Source organism: Rhizobium sp. JAB6 (assembly GCF_003024605.1).
Classification (GTDB): Bacteria; Pseudomonadota; Alphaproteobacteria; order Rhizobiales; family Rhizobiaceae; genus Rhizobium.
Genome location: NZ_PYJQ01000010.1, coordinates 442393 through 457797 on the forward strand (window position 1 = coordinate 442393; position 15405 = coordinate 457797).

Consider the following 15405-nt stretch of genomic DNA (forward strand, 5'->3'; position numbering starts at 1 on the left):
AGAAATCGATAAAAAGGTAGAATGTCGGAGTCTCCCATGTCTCTTAACATCAAAAACCCTGCCACCGTCGCGCTTGCCGACGAACTCGCCCGCCGTCAGGGCATCAGCAAGACCGCCGCCATCCATCAGGCCCTCACCGAACGCCTACATCGCCTGGGATATGGTGATGTGGCGCAGGAGCGGCTGCTTGGCGACTTGCGCGCCATCCGCGAACGAGTGGCGCGATTGCCGGACCTCGACAATCGCAGCGATGAGGACATCGTCGGCTATGACGAGCACGGAATTCCGAACTGATGGTGATCGATACCTCCGCCATCGTCGCGATACTACGCAACGAGCCTGAGGCTTTGCGGTTAGAACGCTCGCTGGTCGCTGATCCGATCCGTCTGGTGCCTGCGACTTGCGTGCTCGCGGCCCGCATGGTTCTCATCAGTCGGCGCGGTGAACACGCCCTGGCCGAGATCGATCTTTGGCTGACGAAAATCGAAGCGGAGATTATTCCGGTCGACGCGGACCTGGTGGATCTGGCAACGCAAGCCTGGCTGACCTATGGCAAGGGCCGCCATCCGGCCAGCCTGAATTTTGCCGATTGCTTCTCCTATGCTCTGGCCAAACGCGCCGATGAAGCCCTGCTCTTTATCGGCAACGACTTTTCCCAAACCGATATCGAGGCAGCGTGATGACCAGCGACACGGAGCGCGAGGATGATCGAACCGATTACCTCCCCTCCCCCGCCGTGCAGCCGATATCCAGCCTACCCGCGCACCTGCAAGAACTCACCGACCGCGCCCGCACTTACGTCGAGGCGGCCAGCTCCGCCAACACGCGCAAAGCCTATGCCAGCGACTAGGAGCATTTTTCCGCCTGGTGTCGGCGCTCGAACCTGACGCCCCTTTCAGCCGATCCACAAATCGTCGGCCTCTACATCACCGCTCGTACGTCCGGCACCGCCGAACGTGGTATGAAGGCCAACTCTGTGTCGACCACCGAACGGCGGCTGTCCGCACTCACCTGGAATTACACGCAACGCGGCATGCCGATCGATCGAAAGGATCGCTGTCGCTATCTCGCCACTACTCATTACCAGCCCCAAAACCCGTATCTTCGCTTTCGTTGGATTGTCCAAAAAGCTCCTAGACAACGCATCCGGGTATAAGCCTGTCGTTTTCCTTTGGAATCTTTGGACGTTCTCAGCGATCAACACCACGGGCGAGGTTAATCGTTCGACGTTGGCGCTCGGCGATAATCTCTTCTGCCCGATCTAAAGCGACGGCACGTTGGACTGTGCGCAATTGACCAAGCATGGCTTTGAAGACCGTTTGCTGAGACCTTGAGACCATATTGGCAACATCGATCTCGTTGCGCAAAATTGCGCCCGGTCCGAAGCGAGCATCAAGCGCTTTACTGACCACAGAAAATTCGTGGCGGACATCTGGTGACAACGACCGGACCAATCGTGCCAGCTCGCGCGGGCGCTTCTCGGTTTCGGACATGATATGTCGCAGCGCTGTCTGAGCAGTTCTCGTTAGCGCCGGAATAGGTATTGCCATCCGTTCACGCTCTATCATGACCGCCGCTCTTTCGTTCTCAAAAGCGCCCAAGTAAAATCGACCAAGAGAGCGTACATTAGCACCAACTGCTTCAACCGCCCGCAGAGCTTCCCTACGCTCGCGACCAGCAGCAAGCGGCCTATCGATCATCCTGCCGCTACCGCGCAAAGGACCATAGGCTGTTGGTTCTGTGGCAACGGCACGTGCAACACGCTCAGGGTCGATCTGCTTGATCACCAGATCCTCGATCATCCTCACGGCTGTTGCGGGATCGCGCCAGATCACGGACCCTGTTGCGGCGAGTGCTGCTCTCACCTGTTTGTAATGCTCAGTCTCGGTCACGCGCATTCGCGCCTCCTCGTCGAGGCTTGCATTGAATTTCGTGACCGCCGGCAACATCGCAGGAGATGTGGGTGGGGCGGGACGCGCCTCTTCTGCAATCGATTGGGTAAGGGAGTTCACCGCGGGTAGTAGATCGGAAGCATCCGCCGTCGGAGCGGGCAAGGCGTCTTTATCGCGTGGTGCGTGAATAGCAGCATTCCGCCCCGAAGTTTCGACTGCGACCCCAAAGGGCACGCTCGCCCGTTGCCAGAGGCGCGCCACATGATCACTTTGTACGGTGAACCAATTGGATAGGCGCTCCACCTGTGCCTCGACGACGTAACCATAATCCGCGATAGTGTCGATGCCGCGCCGCCGTGCGAAATCGAAAGCCACGGATCGATAAGACGCCTCGTTTTCGAAATCGAGCGTCGCCGTCTTTTCGCCGGGGCGCGACAGCCGTTCAATCAGTTGCGCAAAGAGCGTCGGAGGGCGATGTTCGGCGGCAAGTTGATCCATCCGAGCCTCGGCCTTATCAATTGAATATGCCGTCCAAATATTGCGGTCGACAACGCGATCCTCAAAATGCCTCGCTCCCGTTTCCTCATCAACAACGGGCATTTTAACGGTAACTTTTTCAGTTCCCTCCCTGCGCATGGTCACTGTATCCCCAATCCCGACGCCGGCCGCCTCAATCGCCTTAGGCAGATTGACGCCCCAAAGGCGATGCGTGGTTCCATCGTTCGTTCTGACGTCAACATAAGGAGAAGGATCGGCGTCGTCCCGCTTGCGAAACTTCGCAAGTCCGATTTCGACAAGCTCGCCGGTAATGCCAGCGGCATGCTCGACGCGTGCCGACTTGCCTCGTTCGAACTTTGGCTGAAAATCTTCCCTTGCCGCATAAAGATCGACACGCTCGCGATGACGCGTCATGGCAACATATGTCAGGTGCCGGTCCATCATGCCGGTTGCCAGCACGAAAGTGCGGCTGAAGGTCGATCCTTGGCTCTTGTGAATCGTCGCGGCATAGCCATGGTCGACATTGCGATAAGTGTCTTCGGAGAACATGACATCCCGGCCACTGTCCAACCGAACGAAAAGAAATGGTTCCCCTCCTCGACCCGCCGTCGATACGACCGTTCCAAACATGCCGTTCTTGACATGCTGAACAGCTAGGTGAGAGGCCTTGGGTTCGATGAACCGCGCATTTTCCAGGAAGATGATCCGGTCTCCCTCGCTAAACTCACGTCTGCCGCGCTCTGTACGAAACGGCCTACCTTCCCCAAGTGCATTCTGTTGCAACATGACCGCCCGGATCGCATCGTTGAGGCGTCTCACATCGCTGTTGGTGTGCGCGAGAACCATCAACTCGTCGCCACGCAATTTTCGACCCTCGACCTCTGCCTTGGCAACGGCATCAAGGCGAGCGTTGGCCCAGTCGGAGACGATGCGCTGAACGGCATCATTGCGCGTGTCACTTTCGAGGACATGGCCATGGGCGCTATAGGCACTCAAGGCTTCCTCAACATTTCCACGGGCAAATAGACCGGACGCCTCTCGCGCCCATTCGTGTCTCTGGCGGCGAACGCCGACCAATTCGGCAAAGCCGATGCGCTCGACGATGGCCCGGAAGGCAGCCCCCGCCTGGATCGGCTGAAGCTGCATCGCGTCGCCGACAAGAACCGCTTTCGCGCCCGCATCCTCGACGCGTTTGAGAAGACGCGCCATCTGTTCCGACGACACCATGCCAGCTTCGTCTAGGACCAAGACGTCGCCCTTCTGCAGGAGGTCATAGTCGTTTTTCCAGGCAAGCTCCCAAGCGGCAATCGTACGCGAACGGATCCCGGAACTATCAGTCAACGCCTCCGCCGCCTTGCCTGCGAGCGCTGCTCCGAGAACGCGCCTGCCGTCTCCTTCCCAGGCGAGACGTGCCACACTCAGCAATGTCGATTTGCCAGCGCCCGCAATACCGACAACTGCGGCAATGCCGCTATCGGCGGTGATATGTCGAACCGCTTTGACCTGTTCAGCGTCGAGGCGAATGGCCTTGTTTGGCGCCGCCGCAATTTCAACTATCGCAGCATCAACTTGGGATGACGATACCGCGAAACCACCGATGTTCGAGAGATTCAATGCCGACCGCGCCATGTGAAATTCGGTTCTGATCGTCGCGCGCGTCGTGAAGACTGCCGGCAGCTCGACCTCACCAGTTTCCGCACTCACCTGCTGCGGCCGAAGCATTACCAAATCATCCGACGCCATCAGTTTTGCGCGGATATTGGCAAAGACGATTGGATCATCAACATGGCGGTGAAGGGCACGGACGATATCGGCTTCACCAAAAGTCGAGCGCTCGTTGCTGAGTTGCTTAAGCAGTAGGCCGGGGTCGGCAGTAAGGCGATCCGCCGTCTCGTAACGCTGCGCCAATGCCGCCGGCGCGAAATAGACATCGGCACCTTTGCGTAGACGCGCCGCGCGGGCAGGAGCGAGGTGGCGCTGCCCCATTCCCCGCAACCCCTGCTCCTCATAGGAGCGGCCGTCTATGCGGATATCGTGACCGGCAATTGCCAGATAGTGCGTTGCCGTTTGAGCCCATGCAAGCTTCCACTCCTCAAGCGTTGCCTTGTTGCCTGCCCATGGACGGCGAACGATTTCTCCTTTCTGCCTGCGGCGCGTTTTCAGGCGTAACGGCTCACCGCCGTCGTCAACGACAGCGACGCGCTTCAGCCCAAATCCTTCCGCTGTCAGTGGACGCAGCGTGGTGATAATGTGGACGTGCGGATTGCCCTTCTTGTCGTGATAGACCCAGTCTGCCACCATTCCGCGCGACAACAGGTTCTCACGAACGAAGTCGCGTACCAGGGCGATATTTTCCGTCCTGCTGAGCTCGTTTGGAAGCGCAAGGATGATCTCGCGGGCCAACTGTGCATTACGCTGAGTCTCGAAACGATCGACGGCATTCCAAAGCGCTTCGCTGGCGCCGGCAACCGATCGTCCGTCGATCAAAACTCGCAACCATGCCGGCGTGTCATCAGGCAGAGCGAGTTCCTCATGGATGAGTTCGGCCGCGTCTGCGGAATAGTGGAACCTAGTCCCCACCTGCTCATCCATCATCTTGGTACGATGACGATAGGCGGCAGCCGAGATAATATTCTGCCCCGCTCCACGGCTGATTATTTTCGTCCTTAAAAACATAATAGCCAAATTTGACTCTATCCTTTCTGGCACCTCGGCACCATGCAGATATCGAGATATCTTGGCGAAAAATCCTGGAAATAGTAATTTTTCCAGGATGAATTCCTCTCTCCTATATCATTTTTGCTAATTTGACTACCGTATTTAATGCAGTATAAAAGTACCATCAGACTCGACTCTGATGAAAGGAAGAACAGATATGCGTGGAAGGACTACGGTTTCCGATATCGACACACAGATTGAGCTGCTTGGAGAGAAACGAAAGACCATGGTCGCCAAGGTCAATGAACGTTTCGCTAGCGCGGCGCGGAGGGCCGGTCTCGCCGAACTGGACATTTCCGACGCCGAGCTCAATGAAGTTCTGGCCGAAATCACGGCGCGATTTCGCGACCGCGAAAAAAGGACAGCGGGCGAATCCGCTTAAGAGGCTCGATCAGCGGATTATGCTTCTCGAACGAAGACGGCAGCGCGAGATGACAAGTGATCGCAAGCGTGAAACGCGCGAAAAGATGATCTTCGGCGGATTGATCATCAAGGCTGGCTTGAGAAAAGCCGATCGCGCGTTCCTGCTCGGCGCCTTGATCGAAGCCAGCCGGATCCCGCCTGATACCGCGCAGTACCGTGAGCTTCACAAGATTGGAATGGAAGCGTTCCAAGCCGATGCACGCATGAATAATTCGGAGAGCAAGGATCTAGATGTTTGACCCAGGCTTTGATCCCGCCGACGATACCTCTGACACGTTCATCTTTACATCGAGGCCTTTGCCTCGCTCGGTCTTGGAACGATGATAGGGGGCAATAGCTTCGCGCGTTGAATCCACTGAAAAACAGCATGGTTCGCCGAAGCGGACGTAGCCGCCGATCATGACCGCGCACCGCTGATACTTCCCGCAGTTGCCGTAGCTTTACACGTCAGCGGAAAGGGACTTGCCGTAGCGGTGGAGCAGCTGCGCGACGTCGCTTTGCATGGCAGACAGCGGATGCGTCGCCTTCGCCTCGAAGGCGATCGGTTTGCGCTCGAAGACCGCGTAGCAGACCTCGCTGGGATCATGCCGGGACAGATAGGCAATCCCGTCCGGCTCCTCCGGATGATCCCAAAGCGCATCGGCCCATGCGCCGCATGGCTCATAGGGGCCGGTGGAGATTGAATTATCCGTGCCGAGGATCTGCAGCCCGGCGCCGTGCATCGTCACCATGCGCAGAGCCGTCCGGCTGGTGAGCTCCGTTACCGACCGGGTGACAATTTCGCGTTCTGCAACCATCAGCCGTTGCGGGTTGCGCAGGATCGTCTCGGCGAACGCGCCTGCGAAGGCGTGGCCGATATAGAGCACGCCGAATCGTCCACTTGCGCTATCGAATCGATAAATTGGATTGTGGCCGGCTCCCGGTCCGAAAAACACCGGATCAAAGCTCGATCGGTGAATCCGGTGCAACACCGATCCGGCCGGAATGGTCGTGATCGGTAAGTTCGCATTCTTCAACCAATCGGGCGGCGGCGCCGCCGCCCCGGACGGTCCTCGCACCGGCGGGGCCATCAGGCGAAGCCGTCGCCGGTATTGGCGCGGACTAGCCGCTCGACCGCGCCGAGATCACCCTGGCGCAAAGCCTCCAACGGCGACCGGCCGCCGAGCGCGCTATCCTGCGCAAGCAGGAAATCGAGCGTAGCCCAGGCGCCTTGGTCTGCGAGACCGCGAACGACCTCGGCTATCCCCGGCAAAACCTCTCCGTCCAGGAACTGGCAGGCTGGATATTTCCAGTCGCTTCCCTCCCGGACGCCAAGGATCGCGTTGCCCCGACGCCGCTTGTCGATCGCTTGGCGGGTGATGCCCGCAATTTTGCCGGCTTCTTCGGCGGAAAGGACGCCGCCGGCACGCAGGAGCAGTTGGTTCCGATGCTCGACATTGCGCGCGAGCGCCGGGACCATCGGGTCGAGATTGCTCACCGCCTCCCCGATAAACTCGGGATGGCTGAGGATTTGCGCGAGCGTTCCTGCGCCCGTCGGCGCGCCGAGAGCAGCCGTGAGCGCCTTCGACGGTGTTGTCGCGGCAATCCGTTCGAGTGCCGACATTGCACGACGCAGAAATGCGGCCTGGACGGAATCCGGGTCGGTCTGGAAACTCAGCACGAGCTCAGTTGAATGCGGGGCGCGAGGCATAGTGACCTCCTCTGGTTGTCTTAGGATTTATATCGTAACGAAAACTACTGCGTCAACTCGCTCGATGGGGTTCTTTTACATCATTGACGAGAAACGAGGGCTTCGTCTGCATAAGTTAGGGGTGATCCCTCTTCAGGGCGCGGCTCTACTCGCGCCCTGCCAGTCACTGCCGGAGCCCGCAAGCGGTCTCCGCGCATGCGGGTCACGCTCCTCTCGCGGGGGTATGATAAGCGGGCGGCTAGCGTCCGGCAGGGCTCGACGAGTGCTCATGACGAAGCGTCTCCTGCCTGTGCCGGTCGCTGGAGTGGTCGCAGCGTCGGCGGCACGGTTCGGCGTTGAGCGGCGCCGGGCGACAGGGAGGACCGAGGAAGTGCGGCCGGGACGAAGCGGTGCATTGCCCGCGGTGAAGACGATCTGCTCATCGGCCCGCATCCGCAGCACTTCATGCGGCTGGATCAGCGGCCGCGCTGCAAGCTGCTTCGATCGCGTGCGCGACGAACCCGACGCCTGCTACGGCCGGCCGACCTGGTCGATCTCGACCGTGGTCGTGCCGCAGCGCTTCGAGATGTAGTCGGCCGTCTCCGGATCATTCACTGCCGCGAAGCTAATCCAACTCGCGCTCTCGAACCATTTGCTGGCAGCATCGCGCCCGCCATAGGTTTCGCGCATCTGGCCGATGCTCTGAAACAACAGCAACAGCGTGATGCCGTACTTGCGGCCTGCGTCGCGCGCCGTCTCCAGGATCCGCATGAAGCCGAGACGCGCGACCTCATCGGGGAGGAACAGGTGCAATCTTACTCGCCGCGCTCAGCCTCGAGAGCGGCAATTTCGTCGGAAATTTCCGCAATCCGTTGCCGGAGCTCTGCTTCGGTACCGTCGTCCACCTCGCCTTCGCCGAAACAATAGCGCGCTATATGCAGCTCGAGCTTGGCTTCGAGTTGTTCGCGCTGGGTACGGAGTTGTTTAAGGTAGCTGTTTCGCATCGCGAACCGCTCTTTCAGAGAAAAGAAAATAGGTCCTACCAAATAAATGGGGTCGAAACCGGAAAGTTTCGATAGGCATCCTATGCATCTGCGCCAACGCTGTATCGCAACCTGCCACAAGGCCATAATTTTCAAGCCATGGCGAAGCGGCTTACCGGTCATCACATTCATGCGACCCACACCTAAAATGATCCCGAAGGCAAATATTAGACGCTGACATCAGCTTCGAATTCGGGCTAATTCAGGCGGAGTGTTCGAGGTATGTTGTGTTGAACGAAAAAATTGCCGTCATTGGCCTCGGTTATGTGGGCCTCCCCGTCGCGATCGCGCTTGCCGAAAAATTCCATGATGTGGTCGGCTTTGACATCAAGGCCTCCCGCGTGGCCGCGCTGAAGGCAGGCGAGGACGATACCCGGGAGGTTTCCACCGAGAGGTTGCGGTCGAGCGGGCTGCGCATCAGCAGCGAGATCGAGGATCTTCGCGATCGCGATATCTTCATCGTTGCCGTGCCGACGCCGATCGACCGAAACCGCCAGCCGGATCTAAGGCCGATGATTTCCGCCTCGCGCACCGTTGGCAAGGTTCTGCGCGAAGGTTCGATCGTCGTCTATGAATCGACGGTCTACCCGGGCGTCACCGAAGAAGTCTGCGGCCCGGTGCTGGCGGAGGTTTCCGGGCTGCGCCAGGGCGAGGATTTCCATGTCGGCTATTCGCCGGAGCGCATCAATCCCGGCGACAAGGAGCACACCTTCGAGCGCATCGTGAAGGTGGTCGCCGGCGATGATGCGCAAACGCTGGAAAGGATCGCCGCGATCTATGGCGCCGTGGTCGAGGCCGGCATCCACCGCGCGCCCAGCATCAAGGTGGCGGAGGCCGCCAAGGTGATCGAAAATACCCAGCGCGACGTCAATATCGCATTGATGAACGAGCTTTCGATCATTTTCGAGAAAATGAATATCCGCACGGCCGATGTGCTGAAGGCAGCGCGCACGAAATGGAATTTCCTGCCCTTTACCCCGGGCCTGGTCGGCGGCCACTGCATCGGCGTCGACCCCTATTACCTGACGGCTAAGGCCGAAGAGCTCGGCTATCACCCAGAAGTCATTCTCTCCGGCCGCCGCATCAATGACGGCATGGGCGCCTTCATCGCCCAGAAGCTCATCAAGATGCTGGTTGCGGCGAAAAAGCCGATCAACGACGCGCGGATCGGTATATTCGGCCTGACCTTCAAGGAAAACGTGCCAGACCTTCGCAATAGTCGCGTGCCCGACATCATAAGCGAACTGCATCAGTTCGGCCTCGAGCCGCTGGTGCACGACCCAATGGCGAGCCATGCGGAGGCCGAAGACGAATATGGCATCCGCCTGGTGGAACTGAAGGATTTCGGCAAACTCGACGCTCTCGTGCTTGCCGTTCCCCACAAATCCTATCTGGCCGAAGGTGCAGCCGGTATCCTCGATCTCTTGAGCGAGAACGGCGTCGTCGTCGACGTGAAGGCAGCTCTCGATCGGAGCAATCCTCTGCTGGAAGGTCATTCGGTCTGGAGCTTGTAAGGCGGAAAGGCCCGCTCAGCGCGCCCTCGCCCCCGCGCCAGCGACCGTTGCCGCCAACCCTTCTTCGACGGAGTAAGGCGGCGACCAGCCGGTGAGCGCCCGCGTCTCGCCGATATCGATCTGAAGGGAGCCGAGCAAGCGCTGCGCGGCGGCTCGACGCCCCAAAAACGCGGCAAGTCCCTCAAGCAGCGCAGGCGGCACCGGCAGCATCCAGGCCTTGCGCCCCGCGGCCAGAGATAGTTTGGAGATCAGCTGACCGATCGAAAGATCTTCGCCGTCGCTGACCAGAAACACGCGATTGCCGACAGCCGGATGGCTGGCACACAGGAGCATGAAATCGACGAGATTGCCGACATAAACCAGCGATCTGCGGTTTCGAACCGCCCCAAATGGCCAAGGAAACGGCCGCGCGGCCCATCTCATCAGGGTTGCGAAATTCGCCTTCACGCCTGGGCCATAGATGAGCGGCGGCCGGATGATAACGACCTCCATGCCCGTTTCCGCTGATATCACGAGCAGGGCCTCCTCAGCCTCCAGCTTCGAGCGGCCATAGGCATCTTCCGGATGCGGCACATCCGTGGGCGTGAAGGGCTTTCCGTCTGCCGTCCCTTCGCCATTGACCTTGATCGAGCTCAGGAAAATGAAGCGTCTCACGCCCGCGGCCCCGGCCTGTCGCGCCAGGTTGATCGTTGCATCGACGTTGACGGCGCGGAATGCGGCCAACGGATCGTCGGCGCTCTCGTTCATGACATGGACGCGGGCCGCCAGATGCATGACGACCTCGACGCCGGCAAGCGCATCGGACCAATCCGTATCGCTATCCATGGCCCCGATGGCGACGAAACCTGGGCGGGGGCTGCGGCTGACTGGCCGATAATCCATCCGCCGGCGGGAAAGCTCCGCACACAGGGCCTGTCCGACAAAACCCGTCGCACCCGTCACCAGGATCATCCGCGCACTGCCTCCGCTTTCCGCACCATGATTTGCTGAGACATGCTTTGCACGGGATATCCGCTCGGAACAAGGGCGGGGAATCTTGTGGAGGATGGTTGTGCTTGAAATCGCGATATGACATGGACGGAGCATTGACGACCTTGATCACCCATAGAATATCGGGCGATGCAACGATAAGAGACGATGTTTTATACGATCGCCAAGCGCCTTTTCGATTTTCTCGCCGCTCTAGCCGCGACCATCGTTTTTTTCATTCCGATCCTGGTGGTCGCACTCGCAGTACGGCTGACCTCACCGGGCCCGATCCTCTATTGGTCGGATCGGGTCGGTCGGAAAAATAAGATCTTCCGCATGCCGAAATTTCGTAGCATGCGCACGGACACGCCCGCGGTCGCGACTCATCTGCTGAAGGACCCCAAGATCTATTTGACGCCGATTGGCTCCTTCCTGCGCAAATCCAGCCTCGACGAGCTGCCGCAGCTTTGGTGCATCCTGAAAGGCGAAATGAGCATCGTCGGCCCGCGCCCGGCGCTGTTCAACCAACACGATCTTGTCGCCTTGCGCACAGAACGCGGTGTCGACGCTTTGCTACCGGGCTTGACCGGTTGGGCGCAGGTCAATGGCCGCGACGAACTGCCGATCCCCGAGAAGGTGGAGCTGGACGAGGACTACCTTCGCCGCCGCTCTTTTTTCTTCGACCTGAAGATCATATTCCTCACAGCCATGAAAGTCGTCCGGCGCGACGGAGTTGCTCATTGACAAACAATCGGCGAAATCGGCATCAGTGACACAACGGCGTGGGAAAATTGCCGTATTCCTGCCCCTTTGCGACCATACGGCCCGTCATGGGGCGAGGAATGCCGGATGATGAATCGTTTCTAGACGAGGGCGGATGACGACATTGGACGACTCGCGCATCAACAAACCGCATGCTGACCTTGCAGCCGAACCGATCGGCGTCACGAAGGCAGGAAGCAACATGACGAAACCGCTCGCCATCATCGGCGGCATTCTCTGGCTGCTTGTCGCTTCGCCGACCGTCGTCGAGAGCGACGCCTATCGCTATGCCACCGCGCTCCTCTCTCTGATCGCCCTCTACTACTATATGAAGGCGCCCATACGGCCGCGCACCGATTGGATCGGCTGGCTCTGCATGGGCTGGGCCTTCTATGTCATGGCGCGTTTCTTCATCACCTTCTGGCTGACGCCGCAGCACGATATCGGCGCCTCGGACTGGCTCTATGCCTTTCCCTTCTTCTTTCCCATCATGGGCGTCGCCTTCCTGCTCTACGAAGAGCTGATGGAAAAGATCGTTGCGGCTTATTTCGCCATGGTCCTCATCATGCTAGTGGCAACACAGCATCTGCGCGACGTCTTTGCCGGCGAAACCATCCGTCCGCTGATCATGAACAACCAGATCCACGGCGCCGTCGCCTGCGGCATGATCGTGATATTCACCCTGTTCTGGCTGTTGCATTACCTGACGGACAAATCGAGCGACCGCCGGATCGCCCGGTTCGCCTATATCGTTTCGCCCTTCATCTTCGCGCTCTGTTTCATCGCCATTTACGGTGCCAAGTCGAAAGGCGTCTGGCTGGCACTCGGCATCACCCTGCCGCTGCTGGCACTCATTACACTTACCTACCTGCGCCTGAAGAGTGGCGTCATCATCATCATTGCCGTCGGGGCCCTGCTGATCGCCGGTATCTATGGCGTCAGGCACAATCTCGACAAGACGGCCGGCCCAACTGTGTCGGCCGCCCTTTCCATGGTCGAAAATGTGGCCAATGGCCATGAGATGGGCGGCGTGGTTTCAAACGCAATCAGTTCCAACAATACGCCGGTGTCGATGGACGAACGCCTGCAGCTCTGGTCGAACAGCTGGGAAGTCTTTTCATCGGCGCCGATTTTCGGCTGGGGCAACAGATGGCTCGAACGCTGGGCCGAAACGCGCTACTCGCATGTCCAGTACACACTGCTACACAACGGCTATCTGGAAATCCTGGTGCGCTACGGCCTGTTCGGTGCGGCAATCATGGGCTTCATGCTCGCCACCTTCATCCGCGCCGTCTGGCGCGCCCGCAAGGCCGGCATTATTCCGCGCGCCGCATGGCACGCCTACATCGCCTGCCTTTTCTTTTTCTCATTGACGCTCCTCAGCAACTCCAACAACCGCTTGGCGATCGGCGAAAGCCTGGCCTTCGCAAGCTCCGCCTTTGCCTGCTGGTGCCATATGCGGCTGAAGGGGGAGTATTTGACGATGGCGAAGGTGGAAAGGAAAGAAGCGGCCGTGAGAGCCTGATAATGATAGTTGCACGACCGCCTCGACAGCAACACAAAGAACCCCATGATCGAATCTAGGATGGTTTGTTCTTCCGGAGCACTGATTGTGATGTTCGCTGTTTCGAAGGGTGAGTGCGACCGTTAAGTTTCATGTCCTTTTCACCTGTTTGCCGTTTCCAAAGGTCACAGGTTCGAAGTGATTTGGTGCCGTAGGCAGATTGGCTGCTATCAGCCAAGCCGGCGATATAGCTCCTCTTCAACTGCCGACCGTCTACTGAGATGGTCTCCAGAAGGACCTTCCACCGGTGAGCCCTTATGCAAAACATGGTCAAGAATTGTTTGTAACTTTCCCGAAAGCACAGGCTACTAGCGCCGCGGAACGCCGCGTACCGACCCGGCTCGGATTGCGGCCGCGGCCTCAGCCGCGATGCGCGACATGAATTTGCGAGAAAACTGCCCGAGAGGCTTCGGATCCTCGATCGCCCAAGACGTGGCTAAGTCATCGGTGTTGAACTCGTCGACAATGACCCAGGCGGGGGTGTAGAGCTTCGCACGTCGGGCTTCCGTTTCGGGTATTTGGACGGCGTGAGCGCCGGCCGTGGGCGGCTGGCTGGTAATCGGGAACAGCAGTGGTTTCGCTTTCCATCCCTACCGGCGAGGATCAGCATCACGCAGGTCGGCCGAGCCTTGCGGCCGCTTTCTTCCCCACGCTCATGTTGACGGGCCCAGAGATAGGAGTAAAGGATGATGTCCCCGTGCCGGTTATCAGTCATCACGACTGCCATCGCGCGCGACCGCGTCGAGGCCAGCCAGGATTTCGTCACGCTCGGCGCCGACGAGATCCTCAACCCGCTGCGCCCGCTGAGCGGTGCTGGCGGTCAGACGATCAAATTGCTCGGCCGTGAGCAGCACGAATTTGCGCTTACCGCGCTTGGTAATATCGACCGGACCGCGAAACGCTGCTTCAACGACCTCACCGGAACGGTTTCCAAGATCGGTTAAGGAAAAGCTGGCCATATCTGATCTCCTTGCTATTCAGCTAAAATAGATGGAATAGCTGTTTTCGACAAGTCGCAAAGCGGTCCGCGATCAGTTCGAAATCAGGTGTCCTCCATATCAGTGGTGAGCAATAGTCCGCTGAGCAGAAGAAGCCGTTCGCCGACGCAGCCACCGACCCTTAATGGTATCGCTCCGCATTTAAGGGCGCTTAACTTAGCTCACCCTATTTAAGCTGAGAACCAATTGCTTAAATAGCACTGCACCCTCATAATTGGGCATGTGATCTGATGGGATACCTGGTTATCGACAGAAGGAGGAAGTTTACCGCACGGGCGATGATCCCTTTCCGATCTTCCGATGACCATATGCCACATCGAGACCGCAAGTTTCGCATCGAAAATCGATTAAAATCAGGGGTCGATATAGAAATCCAATTAGAATTCCTTCGCGACTGAGGAACTCGCCTTTTCGCTTAACGACGCACAAAATGCGTCATTGCCAAGTTGATGCTGCTGCGACCAACGGTCCACCACCGCGAAATTCAAGTATTTGTACGCCAAATGCTCTCTATTTTCGTCGCATAATCCAGGGGAACTACGAGGCCGTGCGACGAAAGACGACATGCGGCCCTAGAGAGCTCTCACGTACCCCGAATTTCTGCGCGGATAATCTTCGGAGGGCGGCTTTTGTAGGTGCCACGTTTCCTGGCGGCGGCGACACCTCAGCCTGCCGATCGCGGCGTGAATTGGTTTCGAATTCGGCGAAGACGCTGAGCATGTCAAAAAACACCTTCCGAGCAGCGGCGGAGATATCGACCGGCTGCTCAGTGGCCATGAGATGTGCGCCCTTGGCCTTGTGACAGTCGACTACAGCCTGCAGATCTCGCAACGATCGGGCCAGCAGATCCATGCGGTGGATAGCTAGCGCCTCGTCAGCATGGATGAAGTCGAGGATGGTCGTCAGTTGCGGACAACCTGCGAGCGCCGCAGCACTTTTCTGCTCCTCGCGGATGATTTCGCAGCCGGCATCCCTGATGCGCGGCAAGGTTCTGTCATTCATTGCCGCCGTGTGCCATGCGGCGCGGACTTTTTCCGCGTTCGCAAGGCCTATCGTGGATGGCGAGGCTTCCAATCTAAATGAGTCGTAGGACGAGAGAGGTCAGAGCTTCCTTATGACGGGAGTGCCGCTGGTGAAAAGGATCCCTGTGATCTGGCATACGCTTACTGGCTTCGAAAACACGCGTTCATCACTGACGGCGAAGCTTCCGGACATCCGCGACTTCAAGCTCACCGCCGGCAACGTAGCCATGTTGATCAGCAACCCCGACGTTCAGCAACCGTTCTTCATCTTGGCCAAAAATCCCAGCGTCGAGCCGGCGGGATCCATCTAGAATGGTTTGTCCTTCCAGACGC

The 15405-nt window shown here is 58.6% G+C and carries 14 protein-coding genes and 2 pseudogenes; 8 read left to right on the top strand and 8 right to left on the bottom strand.

Annotated features, from left to right (window positions below; genetic code table 11):
* Window positions 1-36: 36 nt before the first annotated feature.
* The 3 genes and pseudogenes from C7U61_RS18355 to C7U61_RS18365 form a co-directional block, all read left to right on the top strand.
* Window positions 37-294 (top strand): type II toxin-antitoxin system VapB family antitoxin, encoded by a 258-nt coding sequence (locus C7U61_RS18355; RefSeq protein WP_106999493.1) that lies wholly within the window; start codon window positions 37-39, stop codon window positions 292-294.
* The gene (locus C7U61_RS18360) at window positions 294-680 is read left to right on the top strand and encodes a type II toxin-antitoxin system VapC family toxin (RefSeq protein WP_106999494.1); all 387 of its coding nucleotides are present in this window, start codon (window positions 294-296) and stop codon (window positions 678-680) included. Before C7U61_RS18355 ends, C7U61_RS18360 begins: the two co-directional genes overlap by 1 nt.
* Window positions 680-1075 (top strand): annotated as a pseudogene (locus C7U61_RS18365) (integrase); the annotation flags it as partial. The gene C7U61_RS18360 and the pseudogene C7U61_RS18365, both read left to right, overlap by 1 nt.
* A 115-nt stretch (window positions 1076-1190) precedes the next feature.
* On the opposite strand, the gene traA reads toward C7U61_RS18365, so the two are convergent.
* Complete coding sequence (traA, locus tag C7U61_RS18370; RefSeq protein ID WP_106999495.1) at window positions 1191-5075, bottom strand: Ti-type conjugative transfer relaxase TraA; 3885 nt, start codon at window positions 5073-5075, stop codon at window positions 1191-1193.
* 259 nt (window positions 5076-5334) lie between these two features.
* Between traA and C7U61_RS18375 the strand changes: the two genes are divergently transcribed.
* Both C7U61_RS18375 and C7U61_RS18380 read left to right on the top strand, forming a co-directional pair.
* Complete coding sequence (locus C7U61_RS18375; RefSeq protein WP_245410828.1) at window positions 5335-5490, top strand: TraC family protein; 156 nt, start codon at window positions 5335-5337, stop codon at window positions 5488-5490.
* A 49-nt stretch (window positions 5491-5539) separates the two neighbouring features.
* On the top strand, window positions 5540-5770 hold the full coding sequence (locus tag C7U61_RS18380) for a conjugal transfer protein TraD (protein WP_106999539.1): 231 nt from the start codon (window positions 5540-5542) through the stop codon (window positions 5768-5770).
* A gap of 201 nt (window positions 5771-5971) precedes the next feature.
* On the opposite strand, the gene C7U61_RS18385 is transcribed toward C7U61_RS18380, so the two are convergent.
* The 4 genes and pseudogenes from C7U61_RS18385 to C7U61_RS18400 all read right to left on the bottom strand — a co-directional run bounded on the left by C7U61_RS18385 (window position 5972) and on the right by C7U61_RS18400 (window position 8204).
* Window positions 5972-6601: an RES family NAD+ phosphorylase gene (locus C7U61_RS18385; protein ID WP_106999497.1), complete on the bottom strand. Its 630-nt coding sequence runs from the start codon at window positions 6599-6601 to the stop codon at window positions 5972-5974.
* Window positions 6601-7221, bottom strand: coding sequence for a DNA-binding protein (locus tag C7U61_RS18390; protein WP_106999498.1), 621 nt, complete (start codon window positions 7219-7221; stop codon window positions 6601-6603). The genes C7U61_RS18385 and C7U61_RS18390 overlap by 1 nt, the downstream gene beginning before the upstream one ends.
* 372 nt (window positions 7222-7593) lie before the next feature.
* Window positions 7594-8007: pseudogene (locus tag C7U61_RS18395) on the bottom strand (type IV secretory system conjugative DNA transfer family protein); the annotation flags it as partial.
* Between the two features lie 8 nt (window positions 8008-8015).
* Window positions 8016-8204: a hypothetical protein gene (locus C7U61_RS18400; RefSeq protein ID WP_106999540.1), complete on the bottom strand. Its 189-nt coding sequence runs from the start codon at window positions 8202-8204 to the stop codon at window positions 8016-8018.
* A gap of 266 nt (window positions 8205-8470) precedes the next feature.
* Here C7U61_RS18400 and C7U61_RS18405 point away from each other — a divergent pair, with 266 nt between their 5' ends.
* Complete coding sequence (locus C7U61_RS18405) at window positions 8471-9757, top strand: nucleotide sugar dehydrogenase (protein WP_106999499.1); 1287 nt, start codon at window positions 8471-8473, stop codon at window positions 9755-9757.
* A gap of 15 nt (window positions 9758-9772) precedes the next feature.
* Here the strand turns inward: C7U61_RS18405 and C7U61_RS18410 are convergent, their stop codons facing one another.
* Window positions 9773-10708 carry an SDR family oxidoreductase gene (locus tag C7U61_RS18410; RefSeq protein WP_106999500.1) on the bottom strand — a complete coding sequence of 312 codons (936 nt, stop codon included), beginning with the start codon at window positions 10706-10708 and terminating at the stop codon, window positions 9773-9775.
* Window positions 10709-10894: 186 nt separating this feature from the next.
* On the opposite strand from C7U61_RS18410, the gene C7U61_RS18415 reads away from it, so the two are divergent.
* Together C7U61_RS18415 and C7U61_RS18420 are read left to right on the top strand one after the other, a co-directional pair.
* The gene (locus tag C7U61_RS18415; RefSeq protein ID WP_106999501.1) at window positions 10895-11470 is read left to right on the top strand and encodes a sugar transferase; all 576 of its coding nucleotides are present in this window, start codon (window positions 10895-10897) and stop codon (window positions 11468-11470) included.
* 133 nt (window positions 11471-11603) lie between these two features.
* Window positions 11604-13013 carry an O-antigen ligase family protein gene (locus C7U61_RS18420; RefSeq protein WP_106999502.1) on the top strand — a complete coding sequence of 470 codons (1410 nt, stop codon included), beginning with the start codon at window positions 11604-11606 and terminating at the stop codon, window positions 13011-13013.
* A gap of 746 nt (window positions 13014-13759) precedes the next feature.
* On the opposite strand, the gene C7U61_RS18430 is transcribed toward C7U61_RS18420, so the two are convergent.
* Both C7U61_RS18430 and C7U61_RS18435 read right to left on the bottom strand, forming a co-directional pair.
* Window positions 13760-14011 (bottom strand): type II toxin-antitoxin system prevent-host-death family antitoxin, encoded by a 252-nt coding sequence (locus C7U61_RS18430; RefSeq protein WP_106999503.1) that lies wholly within the window; start codon window positions 14009-14011, stop codon window positions 13760-13762.
* 576 nt (window positions 14012-14587) lie between these two features.
* A complete protein-coding gene (locus tag C7U61_RS18435; protein WP_245410829.1) occupies window positions 14588-15052 on the bottom strand; it encodes a recombinase family protein in 465 nt (154 codons plus the stop codon).
* Between the last annotated feature and the right edge of the window lie 353 nt (window positions 15053-15405).

Coding starts and splice junctions, on each gene's coding strand:
- C7U61_RS18420 (WP_106999502.1), top strand. CDS start 11,604: ATGACGACATTGGACGACTCGCGCATCAACAAACCGCATGCTGACCTT.
- C7U61_RS18360 (WP_106999494.1), top strand. CDS start 294: ATGGTGATCGATACCTCCGCCATCGTCGCGATACTACGCAACGAGCCT.
- C7U61_RS18435 (WP_245410829.1), bottom strand. CDS start 15,052: ATGAATGACAGAACCTTGCCGCGCATCAGGGATGCCGGCTGCGAAATC.
- C7U61_RS18415 (WP_106999501.1), top strand. CDS start 10,895: ATGTTTTATACGATCGCCAAGCGCCTTTTCGATTTTCTCGCCGCTCTA.
- C7U61_RS18375 (WP_245410828.1), top strand. CDS start 5,335: ATGGTCGCCAAGGTCAATGAACGTTTCGCTAGCGCGGCGCGGAGGGCC.
- C7U61_RS18410 (WP_106999500.1), bottom strand. CDS start 10,708: ATGATCCTGGTGACGGGTGCGACGGGTTTTGTCGGACAGGCCCTGTGT.
- C7U61_RS18380 (WP_106999539.1), top strand. CDS start 5,540: ATGACAAGTGATCGCAAGCGTGAAACGCGCGAAAAGATGATCTTCGGC.
- C7U61_RS18385 (WP_106999497.1), bottom strand. CDS start 6,601: ATGGCCCCGCCGGTGCGAGGACCGTCCGGGGCGGCGGCGCCGCCGCCC.
- C7U61_RS18355 (WP_106999493.1), top strand. CDS start 37: ATGTCTCTTAACATCAAAAACCCTGCCACCGTCGCGCTTGCCGACGAA.
- C7U61_RS18430 (WP_106999503.1), bottom strand. CDS start 14,011: ATGGCCAGCTTTTCCTTAACCGATCTTGGAAACCGTTCCGGTGAGGTC.
- C7U61_RS18400 (WP_106999540.1), bottom strand. CDS start 8,204: ATGCGAAACAGCTACCTTAAACAACTCCGTACCCAGCGCGAACAACTC.
- C7U61_RS18390 (WP_106999498.1), bottom strand. CDS start 7,221: ATGCCTCGCGCCCCGCATTCAACTGAGCTCGTGCTGAGTTTCCAGACC.